Source organism: Streptomyces sp. NPDC005017, assembly GCF_042873115.1.
Taxonomy (GTDB): Bacteria; Actinomycetota; Actinomycetes; order Streptomycetales; family Streptomycetaceae; genus Streptomyces.
Genome location: NZ_JBIALD010000005.1, coordinates 11,740 through 30,136, shown reverse-complemented (window position 1 = coordinate 30,136; position 18,397 = coordinate 11,740). Strand labels below are relative to the sequence as shown.

The following is an 18,397-nucleotide window of genomic DNA, read 5'->3' as shown; positions in this document are numbered from 1 at the left end:
CCTGCTGGTCGAACTCACCCTCCGTAGACGGCCGGCTACGGCGCGGCGGCGTCGATCGCCTTCACGATCCGCTTGTCGGAGACGGGGTACGCCGTGCCGAGGGCATGGGCGAAGTAGCTCACCCGGAGCTCCTCGATCATCCAGCGGATCTCCTTGACCGAGGCGGGCACGGGCCGGCCCTTCGGCAGCTGCTCCAGGAGCCAGGCGTACTCGTCCTGCATGTCGTGGACCTTCTCCATGCGGGTGGTGTCCCGCTGGACACCGGTCGGCATCTGCTGCAGACGCCGGTCGGCGGCGACCAGGTAACGCATCAGATGCGGCAGCCGCGCGATACCCGACTCCGTCACGAACCCCGGTTTCACCAGCGCGTCCAGCTGCGCCCGTACGTCCGTCAGGTTCGCCAGCAGCGCGGGACTGCGGACGGCCTTGAAACGCCGCTCACAGGCCTGCCAGGCGGCCAGCACCTGCTGCACCTGCCCGACCGCGCGGACCGTCGTGTCGACGATCTCCGCGCGGACCTTGTCGAACAGCTTGCGGTACGACTCCTCGTCCCAGGCCGGTCCCCCGAAGTCGGCGATCAGCCTGTCCGCCGCCGCCATCGCGCAGTCGTCGAACAGCGCCTGCGTCGACCCGTGCGGGTTCGCCGAGAGCGCGAGCTTCTGCGCGTTCGTCAGGCGGTCGCTCGCGAACTTCGCCGCGTTGACCGGGATGTTGCGCAGGATCAGCCGCCGCGTGCCCTTCCACATCGCCTCGACCTGCTCCGCCTCCGTGTCGAAGAGGCGGACCGAGACGGTGTCGCCGTCGTCGACCAGCGCCGGGTACGCCTTCACCGGATGGCCGGCCCGCCGCGTCTCGAAGACCCGGCTGAGCGAGCCGATCGACCAGTCCGTCAGACCCCGCCGCTCCAGCGACTCCCCGCCCTCGCGGGACGCGGTCGCCGCCGCGGCCTGGGACAGCGCCTGGCGCGCCTTCGGCTTCAGCCGCAGCCGCAGCGCCTCCAGGTCCTTGTCCTCGGCCAGCTTGCGCCGCCGCTCGTCCACGATCCGGAAGGTGACGCGCAGATGGTCCGGCACCCTCGCCCGGTCGAAGTCGTCCGCCTCGAACGGCACCCCGACCATCCGCTTCAGCTCACGCGCCATCGTCACCGTCAGCGGCTCCTGCAACGGCACGGCCGTGTCCAGGAACCGCTTGGCGAAGTTCGGCGCCGGCACGTAATGGCGGCGGATCGGCTTCGGCAGCGAGCGGATCAGCTCGGTGACCAGCTCCTCCCGCAGACCCGGGATCTGCCAGTCGAAGCCCTCGTCCGTCACCTGGTTCAGCACCTGGAGCGGGATGTGCACCGTCACACCGTCCGCGTCGGCGCCCGGCTCGAACTGGTACGTCACCCGGAACTTCAGCTGCCCCTGCCGCCACGAGTCCGGATAGTCGTCCTTGGTGACCGCCTCCGCCGACTCACGGATCAGCATCGCCCGCTCGAAGTCCAGGAACTCCGGCTGCTCCTGCCGCTTGCGCTTCCACCAGGAGTCGAAGTGCGCCCCGGACACCACGTGTTCGGGCACCCGCTGCTCGTAGAAGTCGAACAGCGTCTCGTCGTCGACGACGATGTCCCGGCGCCGCGCCCGGTGCTCCAACTCCTCTACCTCGCTGAGGAGTCTGCGGTTGTCGGCGAAGAACTTGTGGTGCGTGCGCCAGTCGCCCTCGACCAGCGCGTTGCGGATGAACAGCTCGCGCGAGACCTCGGCGTCGATCCGGCCGTAGTTCACCTTGCGCTGGACCACGATCGGGACGCCGTACAGCGTGACCTTCTCGTACGCCATCACGGCCGCCTGGTCCTTCTCCCAGTGCGGTTCGCTGTACGTGCGCTTGAGCAGATGGCCGGCCAGCGGCTCGACCCACTCCGGCTCGATCTTCGCGTTGACGCGCGCCCAGAGACGGGAGGTCTCCACCAGCTCCGCCGACATCACGAACCGTGGCTGCTTGCGGAACAGCGCCGAGCCGGGGAAGACCGCGAACTTGGCGCTGCGGGCGCCCAGATACTCGTTCTTGTTGCCGTCCTTCACGTCCTTCATGCCGATGTGGGACAGCAGGCCGGCGAGAAGGGAGACATGGATGCGGTCGCCCGGCGCGTCCTCCTCGTTGAGGTGGATGCCCATCTGCTTGGCGACCGTGCGCAGCTGGCTGTAGATGTCCTGCCATTCGCGGATGCGCAGGAAGTTCAGGTACTCCTGCTTGCACATCCGGCGGAACGCGCTGGAGCCCCTCTCCTTCTGCTGCTCGCGCACGTACCGCCACAGGTTCAGGTACGCCAGGAAGTCGCTGGTCTCGTCCTTGAAGCGGGCGTGCTGCTGGTCCGCCTGGGCCTGTTTCTCCGCGGGCCGCTCGCGCGGGTCCTGGATGGACAGGGCGGCGGCTATGACCACGACCTCGCGGACACAGCCGTTGCGGTCGGCCTCCAGCACCATGCGGGCGAGCCGCGGGTCGACCGGCAGCTGGGCGAGCTTGCGGCCCGTCTGGGTGAGCCGCTTGCGCGGGTCCTTCTCCGCCGGGTCCAGCGCGCCCAGCTCCTGGAGCAGCTGCACACCGTCGCGGATGTTGCGGTGGTCCGGCGGGTCGATGAAGGGGAACTTCTCGATGTCGCCGAGGCCGGCCGCGGTCATCTGGAGGATGACGGACGCCAGGTTCGTCCGCAGGATCTCCGCGTCCGTGAACTCCGGCCGGGCGAGGAAGTCGTCCTCGGAGTACAGCCGGATGCACACACCGTCGGACGTACGCCCGCAGCGGCCCTTGCGCTGGTTGGCGCTGGCCTGCGAGACCGCCTCGATCGGCAGCCGCTGCACCTTGGTGCGGTGGCTGTAGCGGGAGATCCTCGCGAAGCCGGGGTCGATGACGTACTTGATGCCCGGGACGGTCAGCGAGGTCTCGGCGACGTTGGTCGCCAGAACGATCCTGCGGCCCGTGTGCGGCTGGAAGACGCGATGCTGCTCGGCGTGCGACAGCCGCGCGTACAGCGGGAGCACCTCGGTGAAGCGGTACTGCTTCTTCGTGAGCGCGTCCGCCGTGTCGCGGATCTCCCGCTCACCGGAGAGGAAGACGAGGATGTCGCCCTTCCCCTCGCCCATCAGCTCCTCGACGGCGTCGGTGATCGCGGTGATCTGGTCGCGGTCGGCGTCCTCGGAATCCTCCTCCAGGAGCGGCCTGTAGCGCACCTCCACGGGGTACGTACGGCCGCTGACCTCGACGATCGGCGCGTCCGAGAAGTGCCGGGAGAAGCGCTCCGGGTCGATGGTCGCCGAGGTGATGACGACCTTCAGGTCGGGCCGCTTCGGCAGCAGCTGTGCCAGATAGCCGAGCAGGAAGTCGATGTTGAGGGACCGCTCGTGGGCCTCGTCGATGATGATCGTGTCGTAGGCGCGCAGCTCGCGGTCCGTCTGGATCTCCGCGAGCAGGATGCCGTCCGTCATCAGCTTCACGAAGGTGGCGTCCGGGTTCACCTGGTCGGTGAACCGCACCTTCCAGCCGACCGCCTCGCCGAGCGGTGTCCGCAGCTCCTCGGCGACCCGCTCGGCGACCGTGCGCGCCGCGATCCGCCGGGGCTGGGTGTGCCCGATCATGCCGCGCACGCCCCGGCCCAGCTCCATACAGATCTTCGGGATCTGCGTGGTCTTTCCGGACCCGGTCTCACCGGCCACGATCACGACCTGGTGGTCGCGGATGGCCGCGGCGATCTCGTCCTTCTTCTGGCTGACGGGCAGCTGCTCGGGGTAGGTCACCCCGGGCAGGCGGGCGCGTCGTCGGGCCATCCGTTCCTCGGCCGTCGCGACCTCGGTCTCGATCTCCGCGAGAACGGCGGTCCGGGCCTCCGGCTTACGGATCTTTCGCGCACCCTCCAGCCTCCGGCCGAGCCGGTGCGCGTCGCGCAGGGACAGCTCGGTCAGTCGGGAGGCGAGGGAGCCGAGGGCGGGGGCAGGCTGCGTAGACATACGCGATCCAGGATCTCATCCCCGCCAAATCCGTGGCGAACGCTTTTGCCTCCGCCCCTTCGGCGCAGGTCAGCCGCCCGAGACCTCGCCGGTGCGCGGCGCGGGCGGTGCGGCGGCGGGCGCGGGTTCCGGCGCCGGCCTGGGGACGCCGGCCAGTGCCATGTTCTGTGCGGTGTTCGACACCGCCTTGATGCCGAGATACGCGGTGGTCACTCCGCTGATCGCGGTGAACGCGGTGGTCAGCACCCCCACGACGACCGCCGGCTCCCCGTCGATCCGCCACACCCCGAACAGCGCCACGGCGACGATCGCCAGATTGCTCCCCAGGACGGCCTGCAACCCGTACCGGGCCCGCGACCGCTCGACCTCGCCCGCCCTGCCCTCACTCCGGCCCACAACGTCCCCCGTCGTCTCGGAACGAAAGAGCCCCGATCCGGGGATCGGGGCTCTCGTTGTGGCTGGGGCCGGGGTCGAACCGGCGACCTATCGCTTTTCAGGCGATCGCTCGTACCAACTGAGCTACCCAGCCACGAGGTTTCCGGGGAAACCTCAGCGGTCCTGACGGGATTTGAACCCGCGGCCTCCACCTTGACAGGGTGGCGAGCACTCCAAACTGCTCCACAGGACCAAGTCGGCGTACGACAGTGTCGCACACGTTCTTGCGTGCCCCCAACGGGATTCGAACCCGTGCTACCGCCTTGAAAGGGCGGCGTCCTAGGCCGCTAGACGATGAGGGCTATCGGCCCGCCTGGGCGCTTCGCAGCGCCTCGGGGACGTGAGAAGCATATGGGATGCGGGGAGGTATCGCCAAAACGGTTTACGGGCGGGTGGACGGGGAGGGTGTCGCGCCGGGGCTGTTCTCCTCCGGGAGGTGCCGGCTGACCTCCGCTGTGGTGAGGCCGAGACCGCCCAGACGGATCGCGTCCCAGGCCTGGAGACGGCGGGTGTCGCGGTCGAAGTACAGGATCGAGGCCTCGATCGGGTCGGGGTGCTCGCCCTCGATCGCGCGCAGGCCGCTGCCGCCCGTGGAGCCCTCCACGCGCAGCCGGGTGCCGAGGCGCAGCACCTCCGTGTCCTGGCGGTGCAGATGACCGGACAGGACGAGGGGGACCTCGCCGTCCGTCCCGCGGGCCGCCGAGGGCTCGTGGACGAGCGCCACGTCGACCGGTGTGCCCGCCGCGCGCTGGTCGCGCAGGGCCGAGGCGAGGCGGGCGCCCGCCAGTTCCTGCGTCGCGTCCGCGCCGGGCTTCGCCGAGCGGTCCGGGGTGTACTGCGGGTCGCCGATGCCCGCGAAGCGCAGCCCCGCGACCGTCCTCGCCCGGCCGTCGTCGAGGACGTACGCGTTCCTCAGGCCCTCCAGATAGCGCTGGGTGCCCCTGGAGTCGTGGTTGCCGCGGACCCAGACGTAGGGCGCCGCGAGGTCCTCGACCGGGTCCAGGAAGCCGTTCTCGGCGGCCGTGCCGTGGTCCATGGTGTCGCCGGTGTCGACGATGACGTTCACGTCGTACTGCTCCACCAGCGAGGCGATGATCTTCCAGCTCGCGGGGTTGAGGTGGATGTCCGAGACGTGCAGGACCCGGATCGTGGAGGGGTCGGGCGCGTAGACCGGGAGCGTGGAGGTGGCGTCGTAGAGCTTGGTGACGTTGGTGACCAGGCGGGCGAGTTCCTTCTGGTAGACGTCGAACTCGGTGACGATGCTGCGCGCGTTGCCGACCAGTGAGGGCGCCGAGGTGAGCAGGCCGGAGAAACGCGGTTCCAGGACGGACTTGGGGTTCCAGGTGGCGTACGCCGTGCCGCCCGAGGCCGCGAGCAGCGCCAGGGCCAGGCCGCCGGCGGCGAGGGCGCGGCGGGGGCGGCGGTAGACGGCCAGGCCGAGGGCGGTGGCGCCGGTGACGACGGCGACGCCGGAGCGTACGGCGAGGTCGAGGGTGCCGGTGCCGACGTCGTCGGCGACCTCGTCCTGGAGTCCGGAGAGCCGCTCGGGGTGGTCGACCAGGGCCTGGGCGCGCACGGGGTCGAGCTGGTCGACGTTGACGTCGAGGCGCACGGGCGCGGTGTGGCTGTCGAGTTCGAGGGCGCCCAGCGGGGAGACGTTGATCTTCGTGCCGCCGGTGAGGGAGGGGCGCAGCGTCATGGTCGTGTCCATCGGGCCGACCGGGACGCGGACGCTGCCGACGACCAGCAGGCCGAGCCAGGCGCCGACGAGGACCACGGCGCACAGCCCGAGGCCGCGCAGCCAGGGGCCTGGCCGGTCGTGGGGTTCGAGGAGGGGCGGGGCGTCGGTGCGGCGGGCCATTGGGCGCGTATGCCCGGGGGTGCGCCGCCGTATGCGCCGCGCGCCGGTGCCGGACGGGTGGCGTACGGGTCGCCCGGGGGAGTCCCGTACGGGGGTGTCGTACCGGACAATGGCCGTGTGCTGGAGATGACACGCGAGGAGTTCGAGGAACTGGTCGCCCAGGCGCTGGACCGGATTCCGCCGGAGCTGACGCGGCTGATGGACAACGTCGCCGTGTTCGTCGAGGACGAGCCGCCGACGGACGATCCGGAGCTGCTCGGGCTGTACGAGGGGACTCCGCTGACCGAGCGTGGCGAGTGGTACGCGGGGGTGCTGCCGGACCGGATCACGATCTACCGGGGGCCGACGCTGCGGATGTGCGAGTCGCGCGACGACGTCGTCACGGAGACCGAGATCACCGTGGTGCACGAGATCGCACACCACTTCGGGATCGACGACGCCCGGCTGCACGCGCTGGGTTACGGCTGAGCCTGGCGTGTCCTCGCGCGGGCGGCGGGAGTTGGGCAGCGTGACGTCGTTCCGTGTCCTCGGAGGTGGCTGCCCGTGCGCCCCTTGTACGTTCCTGTCCGCCTGGCCGCCACGGTCGTGGCCGTCGCGGCCGCCGCCGGTTGTATGAGCGTGGGGGAGGACGACGGCGGGCGCCCGCACCCCGGACATTCCGCAGGTGAGCCCGGTGCCGGGGTTCCCGGAGACGGCGTGGTGGCGCCGGGCGGGGCGGGCGCCGGGTACGGCGGTGCGGCGGGGGGCGCGGAGGATCCGCGGCCCAGGGGCGGGGGCAGGGGCGGGCCGAGGGGGTCGGCGTCGCCCTCGGTGTCGCCGTCCGGGAGCGCGTCGGCGTCCGCGTCGGCGCCCGCGCGGCCGGGGCGTCCCGACCGGCCTGGTGTGCCGGAGCCCGGGGGCCCGCCGGAGCCGGGCGTGCCGTCTCCGTCGGTGGTGCTGCCCTCGCCCGAGCCGCCGCCCGTGTCGCCCGAACCGCCCGCCTCTCCGACGCCGACGGAGGCCGAGCCCTCGTCGTCGGCGCATCCGGAGCCGGGGCCGCAGCTGGAGTCGAGGGAGCCCGCACCGGCGGCGGGGTCACCCGCGTAGAAGGGGCGCCAGGGCGCTGACCTGCGAGGGAAGGGGTCGGTTTGCCTTGAGGGGTGGTGGGTGCGTATGGTGGTAGATCGTTTGATCCCATTTGCCCGGCGCCACAGCAGAGCGCGCCGTGTGGCGCGTACTCTCTCTTGTCGTGGCGGACCGCATTGAGGCGGTCGTATGCGAATCACGGAGTTGACGGGCGCGTGCCGATGAGACTCCGGAAGGTTTCGCATACGCATGTCCATTTCCAGTTCTGATCACGCCGTCCTGCCCGAGAACCTCGAAGAGGTCGTCGTCGAGGCCGAGGTCTCCGAGACCGCCGAGACTCCCGAGGCTCCCGAGACGACCTTCGCGGACCTCGGTCTGCCCGAGGGCGTCGTGCGCAAGCTCGCACAGAACGGCGTGACCACCCCCTTCCCGATCCAGGCCGCGACCATCCCGGACGCCCTGGCCGGCAAGGACATCCTCGGCCGTGGCCGCACCGGCTCCGGCAAGACCCTCTCCTTCGGCCTGCCGACCCTGGCCCTGCTGGCCGGCGGCCGCACCGAGAAGAAGCGCCCCCGCGCCGTCATCCTCACGCCGACGCGTGAGCTGGCCATGCAGGTGGCGGACGCCCTCCAGCCCTACGGCGACGTCGTCGGCCTGAAGATGAAGGTCGTCTGCGGCGGCACCTCGATGGGCAACCAGATCTACGCCCTGGAGCGCGGCGTCGACATCCTCGTCGCCACCCCGGGCCGTCTGCGCGACATCATCAACCGCGGCGCCTGCTCCCTGGAGGACGTGCAGATCGCCGTTCTCGACGAGGCCGACCAGATGTCCGACCTGGGCTTCCTGCCCGAGGTCACCGAGCTGCTGGACCAGGTTCCGGCGGGCGGCCAGCGGATGCTGTTCTCCGCGACCATGGAGAACGAGATCCAGACCCTCGTCGACCGCTACCTGAACGAGCCCGTCTCGCACGAGGTGGACGCGGCGCAGGGCGCGGTGACGACGATGTCCCACCACATCCTCGTCGTGAAGCCCAAGGACAAGGCGCCGGTCACCGCCGCGATCGCCTCCCGCAAGGGCCGCACGATCATCTTCGTCCGCACCCAGCTGGGCGCCGACCGCGTCGCCGAGCAGCTCCGCGAGGCGGGCGCGAAGGCCGACGCGCTGCACGGCGGTATGACCCAGGGCGCGCGCACCCGCACGCTGGCCGACTTCAAGGACGGTTACGTCAACGTCCTGGTCGCCACGGACGTCGCCGCGCGCGGTATCCACGTCGACGGCATCGACCTGGTGCTGAACGTGGACCCGGCCGGTGACCACAAGGACTACCTGCACCGCGCCGGCCGTACGGCCCGCGCCGGCCGCACCGGCACGGTCGTCTCGCTGGCCCTGCCGCACCAGCGCCGCCAGATCTTCCGCCTGATGGAGGACGCGGGCGTCGACGCCTCGCGCCACATCATCCAGGGCGCCGGTGTCTTCGACCCGGAGGTCGCCGAGATCACCGGTGCCCGGTCGATGACCGAGGTCCAGGCCGAGTCGGCGGGCAACGCCGCCTCGCAGGCCGAGCGTGACGTCTCCCACCTGACCAAGCAGCTGGAGCGCGCCCAGCGCCGTGCGACCGAGCTGCGCGAGGAGGCCGACCGTCTCGTGGCCCGTGCCGCCCGTGAGCGCGGCGAGGACCCGGAGGCCGCGGTCGCCGCTGCCGCCGAGGCGGCCGTGGCCGTCGCCGAGGTCTCCGTGCCGGAGCAGCCGACCGCGCGGGACGCCGCCGAGGCGGCCCCGGCGGAGCGCACCGAGCGTGAGGAGCGCCGTCCGTCCAACCGTGACCGCGACGACCGGGGTGGCCGTTCCTTCAACCGCGACGACCGTGGCGGTCGTTCCTTCGAGCGCCGTGACGACCGCGGTGGCCGTTCGTTCGAGCGTCGTGACGACCGGGGTGGCCGTTCCTTCAACCGCGACGACCGTGGCGGCCGTTCGTTCGAGCGCCGTGACGACCGTGCCGGCTTCAACCGTGACCGTGACGACCGTGGCGGCTTCAACCGCGACCGTGGTGAGCGTGGCTTCGAGCGTCGTGACGACCGCGGTGGCCGTTCCTTCAACCGTGACGACCGTGGCGGTCGCTCCTTCGAGCGTCGTGACGACCGGGGTGGCCGTTCCTTCGAGCGTCGCGACGACCGCGGCGGCTTCAACCGCGACGACCGCGGCGGCCGTTCCTTCGAGCGCCGTGACGACCGGGGCGGCTTCAACCGCGACCGTGACGACCGTGGCGGCTTCCGCCGTGACGACCGCGGCGGTCACCGCGGCAGCGACCGTCCCTTCAACCGCGACCGCCAGGGCGACCGCCCCGGCTTCCGCTCCGGCGGCCACGAGCGTCCCTACGGCCGCCGCGACGACCACCGCGGCACCGGCGGCTCCTCCTCCTTCGGCCGCCGCGAGGACAAGCCGCGCTGGAAGCGCAACGGCTGACGCCGACTGATTGAGGCTCGCCTCCCGAGGGCCCGTACGACTCCGGTCGTACGGGCCCTCGGCCATTCCCTGCGTCTTTCGTGGGGCGGTTGTTAACATCCTTTGGTTCGCATGGAGTTGCGGGGCCTGAGGGGCAGAAGAAGCAACGCGGCCGCGCGACGAATCGGTCGGGCGCGAAGCCGTCTTCGACCACCATGCCTTTCTCACTTCCCCGGGGAGGGACCCGTGACCTCGCGTGCACGCACGCGCACTTCGGCGGTCCGGCGTGGCCGGATCGCGTTCACTCTGGTGGGCCTGGCCGCACTCGGTGCCGGTTCGCTGACCACCGCGGGCCCGGCGGCCGCGGAGCCCACGCTCACACCGATCCAGACGGACGGGGTGTGGGGGATCGACTACGCCGGGGGCTTTCTGAGCACGGTGGAGAACACACCCAGCGGGTACCAGTGGGTGGTCGGCCGCAGGCTGTCCGCCGACGGCACGACGGTGCTGGAGAAGACCTACCGCGGTTACGCCGACGAGCTGGCCGGAGGCTTTCATCTGCAGCGGGTGCCCTGCGAGTCCGGGCCGAGGGACTGCGTGCCGCTGCGCACCTTCGGCAACGGCTGGGTCGGGGCGTTCATGCAGCAGCCCGACGGCAAGCAGGTGGCGCAGATCCACCTGAGCGAGAACACCCTCAGCAGTACGGACGAGCCGGTCGTCACCGGAGGCCGGTTCGTGGACGCGACGGGCCGCTACTACGTCTACAACGCCGCCTCCACCGGCAAGCAGTACGTCGACGACGTGGACCACTACTACTGGACGGACGTGCGTCGGACGCGTTCGATCACCGCCGCCTCGGTGTGGGGTTCGGCGCTGTGGGCGCCCGGCACGGGCAACGGCACCGTCACGGCGTACGACCTGGTCACCCGGAGGACCGTGCGGACGGTCTCCACGGGTGCGCCTTGCACGGTCAAGGAGCTCCAGGTCGTCGGCCGCTGGATCTACTGGAACTGCGGAGTCTCCGGTGCCGCGGGCGTGTACGACCGGACGGCCGGGAAGAACGTCGAGGTGCCCTCCGGCAGGGCGATGATCGGCGACGGCTACCTCGTCCAGCACGACCGGACGGCGGGCAAGCTGATGCTGACGGATTACCACACGGGCACCGCGGCGCCCGCGCGCGCGATCGCCGAGGTTCCCGCGGGGACCACCGCGGACCAGCGGCGGCTGACCTGGGCGGTGGACAAGTTCGGCGGCGACATCGCCTACGTTGGGCCGGACAGCACGATCCGGATCGTGCAGAGCGGAGTGCCGTCGCAGTCCCTGGCCAGGATCGATTCGGTACTGGGCGGTGACAGCGTGGACGCGAGCGGCCGCGATGGCGTGAGCGTCTGGGACAGCTACTGGCAGCTCAGCAAGCCCGCCGCCTGGACCTTCACTGTCAAGGACGCCCAGGGGAGGGTGGAGCGCACGATCAAGGGCAGCGGCGCGGCCGTCGATCTGAGCTGGGACCTGAAGTCGGACGCGGGCACGTACCTGTACAACGGGCGGAAGACCTGGAGCCTGAAGGCCGTCGCCGCCGAGGGCGCGGGCACGTACACCACGGGCGGGTCGATCGGCTACGGCGGCGGGCTCCAGGGTCATCACGACCAGGGCGGATACAGCTTCGGTGAACTGGCCACCCTCAACTCCGCTGGAGCCCTGAGCCTGCACTACACCCACGGCAAGGGCACCTTCGACTGGAGGTACAGCGCTTCCGGCTGGCCCGCCGGAACCGTCGCCGTCCCCTTCGGCGACATGGGCAAGGACCGCTGTGCGGAGATGCTGATGCGCATGCCGAACGGCGAACTGCGCCGGTACACGGGCAGGTGCGGCTCCTCCTACGGCCCGTCGAACAGCCACGCCTCGCTCGGCACCGGCTGGAGGGCCTACGACGTCCTCACCGCCCCGGGGGATCTCACCGGTGACGGCCGCACCGACCTGCTCGTGCGCAAGGCGTCGACGGGTGACATGTACGTGTTCGCCAACGACGGCGCCGGGAAGCTCAAGGCGGGTGTCAGGCTCGCGTCCGGCTGGAACATCTACACGAAGGTCGTCGGCGCGGGTGACCTCACCGGCGACGGCATCGGTGACGTACTGGCCCGCGACAGGGCCGGGAACCTGTGGCGCTACGACGGCACCGGACGGGGGACGCTGAAGGCCCGGGTGAAGGTGTTCTCGAACTGGGGCGTGTCGTACAACGCGGTCGTCGGCGTCGGTGACATCACCGGCGACGGGAGGAACGACCTGGTCGCGCGGGACACCGCGGGCAGTCTGTACCGCCAGGCCGGTACCGGCGCGGGGTCCTTCACCGCGCGCGTGAGGATCGGGACCGGCTGGCAGGGCTACAAGGGCCTCTTTTAGCCAACTGTGACGCATGTCACGCCCCCGGTGAGGGAATTGCTGGGGGCATGACAGATGACGCCAGAGAGAGCGGGCCGTCGGACGAGGAACGGCTGGCCCAGCTCGGCTACACGCAGGTGCTCGCGCGCCGGATGTCGGCGTTCTCCAACTACGCGGTGTCGTTCACGATCATCTCGGTGCTGTCGGGGTGTCTGACGCTGTACCTGTTCGGGATGAACACCGGCGGGCCGGCCGTGATCACCTGGGGGTGGGTCGCCGTCGGCCTGATGACCCTGTTCGTCGGGCTGGCCATGGCCGAGATCTGCTCGGCCTACCCCACCTCGGCGGGCCTGTACTTCTGGGCGCACCGGCTCGCGCCACCGCGCTCGGCCGCCGCCTGGGCGTGGTTCACGGGCTGGTTCAACGTCCTGGGCCAGGTGGCCGTCACCGCGGGCATCGACTTCGGGGCCGCGTCCTTCCTCGGGGCGTACCTGAACCTCCAGTTCGGCCTCGAGGTGACCCCCGGGCGGACGATCCTGCTCTTCGCCGCGATCCTGGTGCTGCACGGCCTGCTGAACACCTTCGGCGTACGGATCGTCGCGCTGCTGAACAACATCAGCGTGTGGTGGCACGTCGTGGGTGTCGTGGTGATTGTTGGCGCGCTGACTTTTGTACCCGACGAGCACCGGTCCGCGTCCTTCGTCTTCGGCGAGTTCGTGAACAACACCGGCTGGAGCAGCGGGACATACGTGGTGCTGCTCGGGCTGCTCATGGCCCAGTACACCTTCACCGGCTACGACGCCTCCGCCCATATGACCGAGGAGACGCACGACGCCTCCACGGCGGGCCCGAAGGGCATCGTGCGGTCCATCTGGACGTCGTGGATCGCCGGGTTCGTGCTCCTGCTCGGCTTCACCTTCGCCATCCAGTCCTACGACGGGGCCCGCACCTCCCCGACCGGCGCGCCGCCCGCGCAGATCCTGCTCGACGGCCTCGGCGCGACCGCGGGCAAGCTGCTGCTGCTCGTGGTGATCGGCGCGCAGCTGTTCTGCGGCATGGCCTCGGTGACGGCCAACAGCCGGATGATCTACGCCTTTTCGCGGGACGGCGCGCTGCCGTACTCGCACGTCTGGCACACCGTGAGCCCGCGTACGCGCACCCCCGTGGCGGCGGTCTGGCTGGCCGCGCTCTCCGCCCTCGCGCTGGGACTGCCGTATCTGATCAATGTGACGGCCTACGCGGCGGTGACCTCGATCGCCGTGATCGGCCTCTACATCGCCTACGTCATCCCGACCCTGCTGCGGGTCCGCAAGGGCGACGCGTTCGAGCGGGGGCCGTGGCATCTGGGCCGCTGGTCGGGCGTGGTCGGCGTGGTGGCGGTGGTCTGGGTCGGCGTGATCACCGTGCTGTTCATGCTGCCGCAGGTCTCCCCGGTCACCTGGGAGACGTTCAACTACGCCCCGGTCGCCGTCCTGGTCGTCCTCGGCTTCGCCGCCACCTGGTGGCTGGCCTCCGCCCGGCACTGGTTCCTCAACCCGGACCACGAACGGACCATCGCCTGGACGGCCGCCCGAGCGGGCCGCCCCGAACCGGTCGATCCCTGACCTTTCCCGACCGCGACGTGGCCGGGTCACCGATACCCGATCGGAGACTCGGCCACGTCCGGCTATGCTCGGAGAGGCAACATCGCCAGGGCCCTTAGCTCAATTGGCAGAGCAGTGGACTTTTAATCCATTGGTTGTGGGTTCGAGTCCCACAGGGCCTACGGAAACGGGGACGGGGTCACCCCCTCTGACCTGCGCCGCGGCGCCCGGTACGACTTCGGTCGGGCCGGGCGCCGCGGTGTTTCCGGGGTTCCGCACGAGCGGTGCGGCGGCTACGCGGGGGCTTGCGGCCGGGCATGCCAGGAGCGTGGTCCTGCCTGCGTCGAGGGCCGGGGGCGCGCCGCCGCTCAGGAGCGGGGCATTCCGGGATCAGGAACCCGCCGCGGGGGAACGTCCCGTACGCACCGGGACTCCTGACAGGAGGCCGGCCTCGACCGGGCGGCCCCCGTCCCGGGAGCGTGCGCGTGTCGCGGGGTGCGTCCATCGCGCCTGGCCGACCGGTCAGTTCGCCCACCGGAGGACCGTGAGGAGTGTGCTGTGGAACGTCGACGTCTCCTGGCCCTGTCGGCCGTCGCTGCCGCTCCCCTCGCCGCCGGGTGCTCGTCCCGGGACGGCGAGGCCGGCCCGCCGTCCTCCGCCGGAGCCCGGCAGGCCGTCGAGGCGTACGTCGAGGCACTCAACTCCCGTGACGCCACCGCGCTGATCGCGGTCGGCGGTGTCGAGGACGAGACCTGGTCGCGGCGCGAGGCCGCCCGGATCCTCGCCGAGCGAGGCGGACGGCGGTGGAGGATCAGGGAAGTGGAGATCGGCGACCACATGGGCCCGGACGTCGGCTCGGCCCGGCTCGTCGCCGGGAACGCGAGGGGCGAGTTCGTGCGGGACACGTTCACCGTGATGCGGGAGGGCGGCTCCTGGCATCTCGCGGTCTTCACCCGGCAGCCGGCCCCGCCCGGCAAGGAGTCGTCGTCGACGGACGGGCCGACGGCCTGACGTACCCGTGTCAGGGGGCCGGCGGGCGCTGGGCCAGCAGATACGTCCGTCGGCTGGGGTGTTCCGTGCCGGGGTGCGGGGCGCGGTCCAGACGGGCGGTCACGGTCAGGCCCGCCTCGGCCAGGGCCCGGGTCTCCGCGTCGGGGTCCAGGAAGTGGAAGGTGAGGTCGACCTCGTGGTCCCACCAGTCGGTGATCCTGCGGGAGCCGCCCGGCGCGGTGTCGGCGTCGCCGGTGTGGAAGGCGAGCAGGGCGTGCCCGCCGGGGCGCAGCACACGGGCGAACTCCCGGTACGCCGCCGCGCGCTGCGGTCCGGTCAGATGGATGAGGGCGTAGCAGCACAGCAGTGCGGCCAGCGAGCCGGAGCGGACGGGCAGGGCGGTCATGTCGGCGGCGGCGAAGGGCAGGCCGGTCGAGCGGCGGGCCACCGAGCACATCCCCGGTGACAGGTCGAGGCCGCTGACGCGGGTGCCCCCGTCGGCCAGGTAGGCCGTGACATGGCCGGGTCCGCAGCCGACGTCGAGGACCGGGCCGTCGCCGGCCAGCTCCGCCAGGGTGTTCAGCAGGGCGCGGTCGAGGGGCTTGGCGTCCAGCTCCCCGGCGATCTCGGTGGCGTAGCGGTCGGCTACGGCGTCGTAGCTGTGGCGGGTCGAGCGGGAGGGCGGCACGGGACCTCGCTGTCCGGGCAGGGGCGTTGGCGTTCCTCTGGCCCGTCCAGTATCGGCGGCCGCCGGGCACCGGGCAGGTGGTTTTCCGCGGCCCAGGGGCGTCGCGCTGCGGTCAAGGGGGCGTCGCGCCGCGTTCAGCGCCGCGGCCAAAGGGGGTGTCGTGCCGCGCTCAGCATCGGGTCAAGGGGGAGGCGTCGCGCCCCGCTCAGCGCCGCGCTCAAGCGGGCGTCGCGCCGGGCTCAGCGCCGGGGTCAAGGGGGCGTCGCGCAGCACTCAGCCCGCAGTCACCTTCGCCAGTTCCGCCAGCGGCAGGGTGTGCTGGGTCTGGAGGACCTTGGCACGCAGGTAGCGGACGTTGTGGGCGGTGGTGAAGACGCCGGTGGGCACCCGGTCGTGGACCGTGATGCCGAGGTCGCGCAACTGGTCCGCCTTGTCGGGGTTGTTGGAGAGCAGGTCCAGCCCGGTGACGCCCAGGGCGCGCAGCATCTGGGCGGCGGCGGTGTAGTCGCGGTCGTCCTCCGGGAGGCCGAGGGCGGCGTTCGCCTCGTAGGTGTCGAGGCCCTGGTCCTGGAGGGCGTAGGCGTCGAGCTTGTTGTAGAGGCCGATGCCGCGGCCCTCCTGGCGGAGGTAGAGCAGGACTCCGCCCCGGGCCGCTATCCGCTCCACCGCCTCGCGCAGCTGCGGGCCGCAGTCGCAGCGGGCCGAGCCGAAGACGTCCCCGGTGAGGCACTCGGAGTGCAGGCGGACCAGCGGGGCGCTGTCGGGCGCCGGGTCGCCGAGGACGACGGCCACGTGCTCGGCGCCGTCGGCCAGACCGTGGAAGGTGACGAGTTCGGCGTCCACGCGGTAGCCGTCGGGGAAGCTCAGCGGGACGCGGACGCGGGCGCGCTGGGTGGCGGCGGGGGTGTCGGGCATCTGGGTCTCCGTCCGGCGGCGGCGAGGACCTGCTCGGTGGGACGGTCCAGCCGTGTGTTTCAGATTTGAAGCACAGGTTCTGGCGGGGACGCTACCCCTGCTTGAAAGTTGAAGCAACCAGGGTGTGGCGCGCCTCACGCGTCCGGTGTGCCTCGCGACTTCCGCACGCCTCGCCGGCCGGGCGCGTCCGGGGGCCACTCCGCGCCCCTTACCGCTCGCCCCGCGCCCCCTACTGCTCCTCCCGCGCCCCGCACGACCGCCGCAGCCACGGCACCTCCTCGGTGGGCGCCTGCTCGAGGCCGCCCTTGATCCGGGTGCAGATCTCCTCCAGATGGCGTACCTGGTCGGTCGTGAGCAGGTCGAAGAGATGGGTGCGGACGGTCTCCACGTGGCCGGGTGCCGTGCGCTCCAGGACGGCCATGCCCTCCCCCGTCAGGACGGCGATGCTGCCGCGCCGGTCGGACGGGCAGCCCTCCCGTACGACCAGGCCGTCCTTCTCCAGGCGGGTGACGGCGTACGTCAGCCGACTGCGGGTGATCTTCAGGGCCTCGGCCAGGTCGGTCATGCGCAGCCGGCGGTCCGGGGCCTCGGAGAGAGTCGCCAGGATGGAGTAGTACAGATGTGGCATGCCGGCGTCCTGCTGGAGCTGCCGGTCCAGCGCGTCCTCCAGGAGGTGCGTCGCGGCGACGTACGCGCGCCAGGCGCGCTGCTCGTCGGGGGTGAGCCAGCGGGTCGTCATGCCGCCAGTGTAAGTTTGCTTCAAACTTGAACCAAGTTGTCTGCCGAGAGAGACCGCGCCGATGCCGTTCCCGTACGTCCTGCTCTCCGCCGCCGTCTCCCTCGACGGTTACCTCGACGACACCGGCCCGGACCGACTGCTGCTCTCCTCGCCGGCCGACTTCGACCGCGTCGACGAGGTACGCGCCTCCTGCGACGCGATCCTGATCGGCGCAGGCACCCTGCGCGCCGACAACCCCCGGCTGCTGGTCAACTCCGCCGAACGGCGGGCCGCGCGCCTCGCCGCCGGACAGCCTGAGTTCCCCCTCAAGGTCTGCGTCAGCGCCACCGGCGACCTCGACCCCGACGCCCGCTTCTGGCACACCGGCGGCGAGAAGGTCCTGTACACGACCGGCGAGGGCGCCGAGCGTGCCACCCGGGCCGGCGTCCCCGCCGACATCGTCGGGCTCGGCGACCGGCTCGACTGGCGGGACGTACTGGAGCATCTGCACGACGTACGGGAGGTGCGGCGGCTCATGGTCGAGGGCGGCGGCACCGTGCACACCCAGATGCTCCAGCAGCAGCTCGCCGACGAGCTCCAGCTCGTCCTCGCGCCCCTGTTCGTCGGCGACCCCGGGGCGCCCCGGCTGTTCGGGCCCGGCGGGTACCAGGACGGGCGGCTGCGGCTGGCGGAGAGCCGGCGGATCGAGGACGTGGTCCTGATGCGCTACGAGCCCACGCAGCCCGGCGGCGCGGGCCTCGCCGTTCCCGCCGACCGGCACTGGCTGGCCCTGGCCTGCGAGCTGGCGGCGCTGTGCCCGCCCTCGGAGACCGCGTTCAGCGTCGGTGCCGTCGTGGTCGCCGCCGACGGCACCGAGCTGGCCCGCGGCCACTCCCGCGAGGGTGGCGACCCCGTCGCGCACGCCGAGGAGGCCGCGCTCGCCAAGATCGACCCGGCCGACCCGCGGCTGCCCGGCGCCACCGTCTACTCCAGCCTGGAGCCCTGCGCCCACCGCGCCTCCCGCCCGGCTCCCTGCGCCCGGCTCATCCTCGACGCGGGTGTACGCCGGGTCGTCACCGCCTGGCGCGAGCCCGACACCTTCGTCACCGCCGCCGACGGCAGCGGACTGCTCGCGGCCCACGGCGTCGACGTCGTCGTGCTCCCCGCGTACGAGGAGTCGGCCAAGGCGCCCAATCTGCATCTGCCGGGCTGAAGTCCTGAAGGGCCGTGGCCCTGCGGCGGCAGGGCCACGGCCCGCTCCTCCGAAGGGCGGAAAGGCCGCTCGGCGGGGGCGGGGGAAACCGCTGTGCGTCCGGTCCCGCGGATGGCGTACACTGGTTT

General features: G+C 71.6%; 12 protein-coding genes and 4 tRNA genes. 7 read left to right on the top strand and 9 right to left on the bottom strand.

The features are described from left to right. Positions 1-35 precede the first annotated feature (35 nt). The 6 genes from hrpA to ACFYR0_RS09330 all read right to left on the bottom strand — a co-directional run bounded on the left by hrpA (position 36) and on the right by ACFYR0_RS09330 (position 6,276). Positions 36-3,980 (bottom strand): ATP-dependent RNA helicase HrpA, encoded by a 3,945-nt coding sequence (hrpA, locus tag ACFYR0_RS09355; RefSeq protein WP_389323850.1) that lies wholly within the window; start codon positions 3,978-3,980, stop codon positions 36-38. A 69-nt stretch (positions 3,981-4,049) separates the two neighbouring features. After that, positions 4,050-4,376 (bottom strand): hypothetical protein, encoded by a 327-nt coding sequence (locus tag ACFYR0_RS09350; RefSeq protein ID WP_389323847.1) that lies wholly within the window; start codon positions 4,374-4,376, stop codon positions 4,050-4,052. A gap of 59 nt (positions 4,377-4,435) precedes the next feature. Then, positions 4,436-4,509, bottom strand: a tRNA-Phe gene (locus ACFYR0_RS09345). A gap of 24 nt (positions 4,510-4,533) precedes the next feature. Next, positions 4,534-4,608: transfer RNA gene (locus ACFYR0_RS09340), tRNA-Asp, on the bottom strand. 36 nt (positions 4,609-4,644) lie between these two features. Next, a tRNA-Glu gene (locus ACFYR0_RS09335) sits at positions 4,645-4,717 on the bottom strand. Between the two features lie 80 nt (positions 4,718-4,797). Then, positions 4,798-6,276, bottom strand: coding sequence for a metallophosphoesterase (locus tag ACFYR0_RS09330; protein WP_389323844.1), 1,479 nt, complete (start codon positions 6,274-6,276; stop codon positions 4,798-4,800). Between the two features lie 117 nt (positions 6,277-6,393). On the opposite strand from ACFYR0_RS09330, the gene ACFYR0_RS09325 reads away from it, so the two are divergent. The 6 genes from ACFYR0_RS09325 to ACFYR0_RS09300 all read left to right on the top strand — a co-directional run bounded on the left by ACFYR0_RS09325 (position 6,394) and on the right by ACFYR0_RS09300 (position 14,756). Beyond that, on the top strand, positions 6,394-6,744 hold the full coding sequence (locus tag ACFYR0_RS09325) for a metallopeptidase family protein (RefSeq protein WP_389323841.1): 351 nt from the start codon (positions 6,394-6,396) through the stop codon (positions 6,742-6,744). A gap of 846 nt (positions 6,745-7,590) precedes the next feature. Beyond that, a complete protein-coding gene (locus ACFYR0_RS09320) occupies positions 7,591-9,804 on the top strand; it encodes a DEAD/DEAH box helicase (RefSeq protein ID WP_389323838.1) in 2,214 nt (737 codons plus the stop codon). 225 nt (positions 9,805-10,029) lie between these two features. Then, complete coding sequence (locus tag ACFYR0_RS09315) at positions 10,030-12,183, top strand: FG-GAP repeat domain-containing protein (RefSeq protein ID WP_389323835.1); 2,154 nt, start codon at positions 10,030-10,032, stop codon at positions 12,181-12,183. A gap of 47 nt (positions 12,184-12,230) precedes the next feature. Further along, the gene (locus tag ACFYR0_RS09310) at positions 12,231-13,766 is read left to right on the top strand and encodes an amino acid permease (protein ID WP_389323832.1); all 1,536 of its coding nucleotides are present in this window, start codon (positions 12,231-12,233) and stop codon (positions 13,764-13,766) included. Between the two features lie 88 nt (positions 13,767-13,854). Next, a tRNA-Lys gene (locus ACFYR0_RS09305) sits at positions 13,855-13,927 on the top strand. 376 nt (positions 13,928-14,303) lie between these two features. Next, positions 14,304-14,756 (top strand): hypothetical protein, encoded by a 453-nt coding sequence (locus tag ACFYR0_RS09300; protein WP_389323829.1) that lies wholly within the window; start codon positions 14,304-14,306, stop codon positions 14,754-14,756. A 10-nt stretch (positions 14,757-14,766) separates the two neighbouring features. Here ACFYR0_RS09300 and ACFYR0_RS09295 read toward each other — a convergent pair whose 3' ends face one another. The 3 genes from ACFYR0_RS09295 to ACFYR0_RS09285 form a co-directional block, all read right to left on the bottom strand. Then, the gene (locus ACFYR0_RS09295) at positions 14,767-15,423 is read right to left on the bottom strand and encodes a class I SAM-dependent methyltransferase (protein ID WP_389323826.1); all 657 of its coding nucleotides are present in this window, start codon (positions 15,421-15,423) and stop codon (positions 14,767-14,769) included. A 273-nt stretch (positions 15,424-15,696) separates the two neighbouring features. Further along, positions 15,697-16,338 carry a GTP cyclohydrolase II gene (gene ribA / locus ACFYR0_RS09290; RefSeq protein WP_389323823.1) on the bottom strand — a complete coding sequence of 214 codons (642 nt, stop codon included), beginning with the start codon at positions 16,336-16,338 and terminating at the stop codon, positions 15,697-15,699. Positions 16,339-16,567: 229 nt separating this feature from the next. Continuing rightward, positions 16,568-17,077: a MarR family winged helix-turn-helix transcriptional regulator gene (locus ACFYR0_RS09285; protein ID WP_389323820.1), complete on the bottom strand. Its 510-nt coding sequence runs from the start codon at positions 17,075-17,077 to the stop codon at positions 16,568-16,570. A gap of 61 nt (positions 17,078-17,138) precedes the next feature. Here ACFYR0_RS09285 and ACFYR0_RS09280 point away from each other — a divergent pair, with 61 nt between their 5' ends. Beyond that, on the top strand, positions 17,139-18,269 hold the full coding sequence (locus ACFYR0_RS09280) for a dihydrofolate reductase family protein (protein WP_389323817.1): 1,131 nt from the start codon (positions 17,139-17,141) through the stop codon (positions 18,267-18,269). The last annotated feature ends 128 nt before the right edge of the window (positions 18,270-18,397 follow it).

What these genes read in the sequence shown, in the direction of transcription:
- hrpA (WP_389323850.1), bottom strand. Translation starts at nt 3,980, where the DNA reads ATGTCTACGCAGCCTGCCCCCGCCCTCGGCTCCCTCGCCTCCCGACTG.
- ACFYR0_RS09330 (WP_389323844.1), bottom strand. Translation starts at nt 6,276, where the DNA reads ATGGCCCGCCGCACCGACGCCCCGCCCCTCCTCGAACCCCACGACCGG.
- ACFYR0_RS09320 (WP_389323838.1), top strand. Translation starts at nt 7,591, where the DNA reads ATGTCCATTTCCAGTTCTGATCACGCCGTCCTGCCCGAGAACCTCGAA.
- ACFYR0_RS09310 (WP_389323832.1), top strand. Translation starts at nt 12,231, where the DNA reads ATGACAGATGACGCCAGAGAGAGCGGGCCGTCGGACGAGGAACGGCTG.
- ribA (WP_389323823.1), bottom strand. Translation starts at nt 16,338, where the DNA reads ATGCCCGACACCCCCGCCGCCACCCAGCGCGCCCGCGTCCGCGTCCCG.
- ACFYR0_RS09285 (WP_389323820.1), bottom strand. Translation starts at nt 17,077, where the DNA reads ATGACGACCCGCTGGCTCACCCCCGACGAGCAGCGCGCCTGGCGCGCG.
- ACFYR0_RS09280 (WP_389323817.1), top strand. Translation starts at nt 17,139, where the DNA reads ATGCCGTTCCCGTACGTCCTGCTCTCCGCCGCCGTCTCCCTCGACGGT.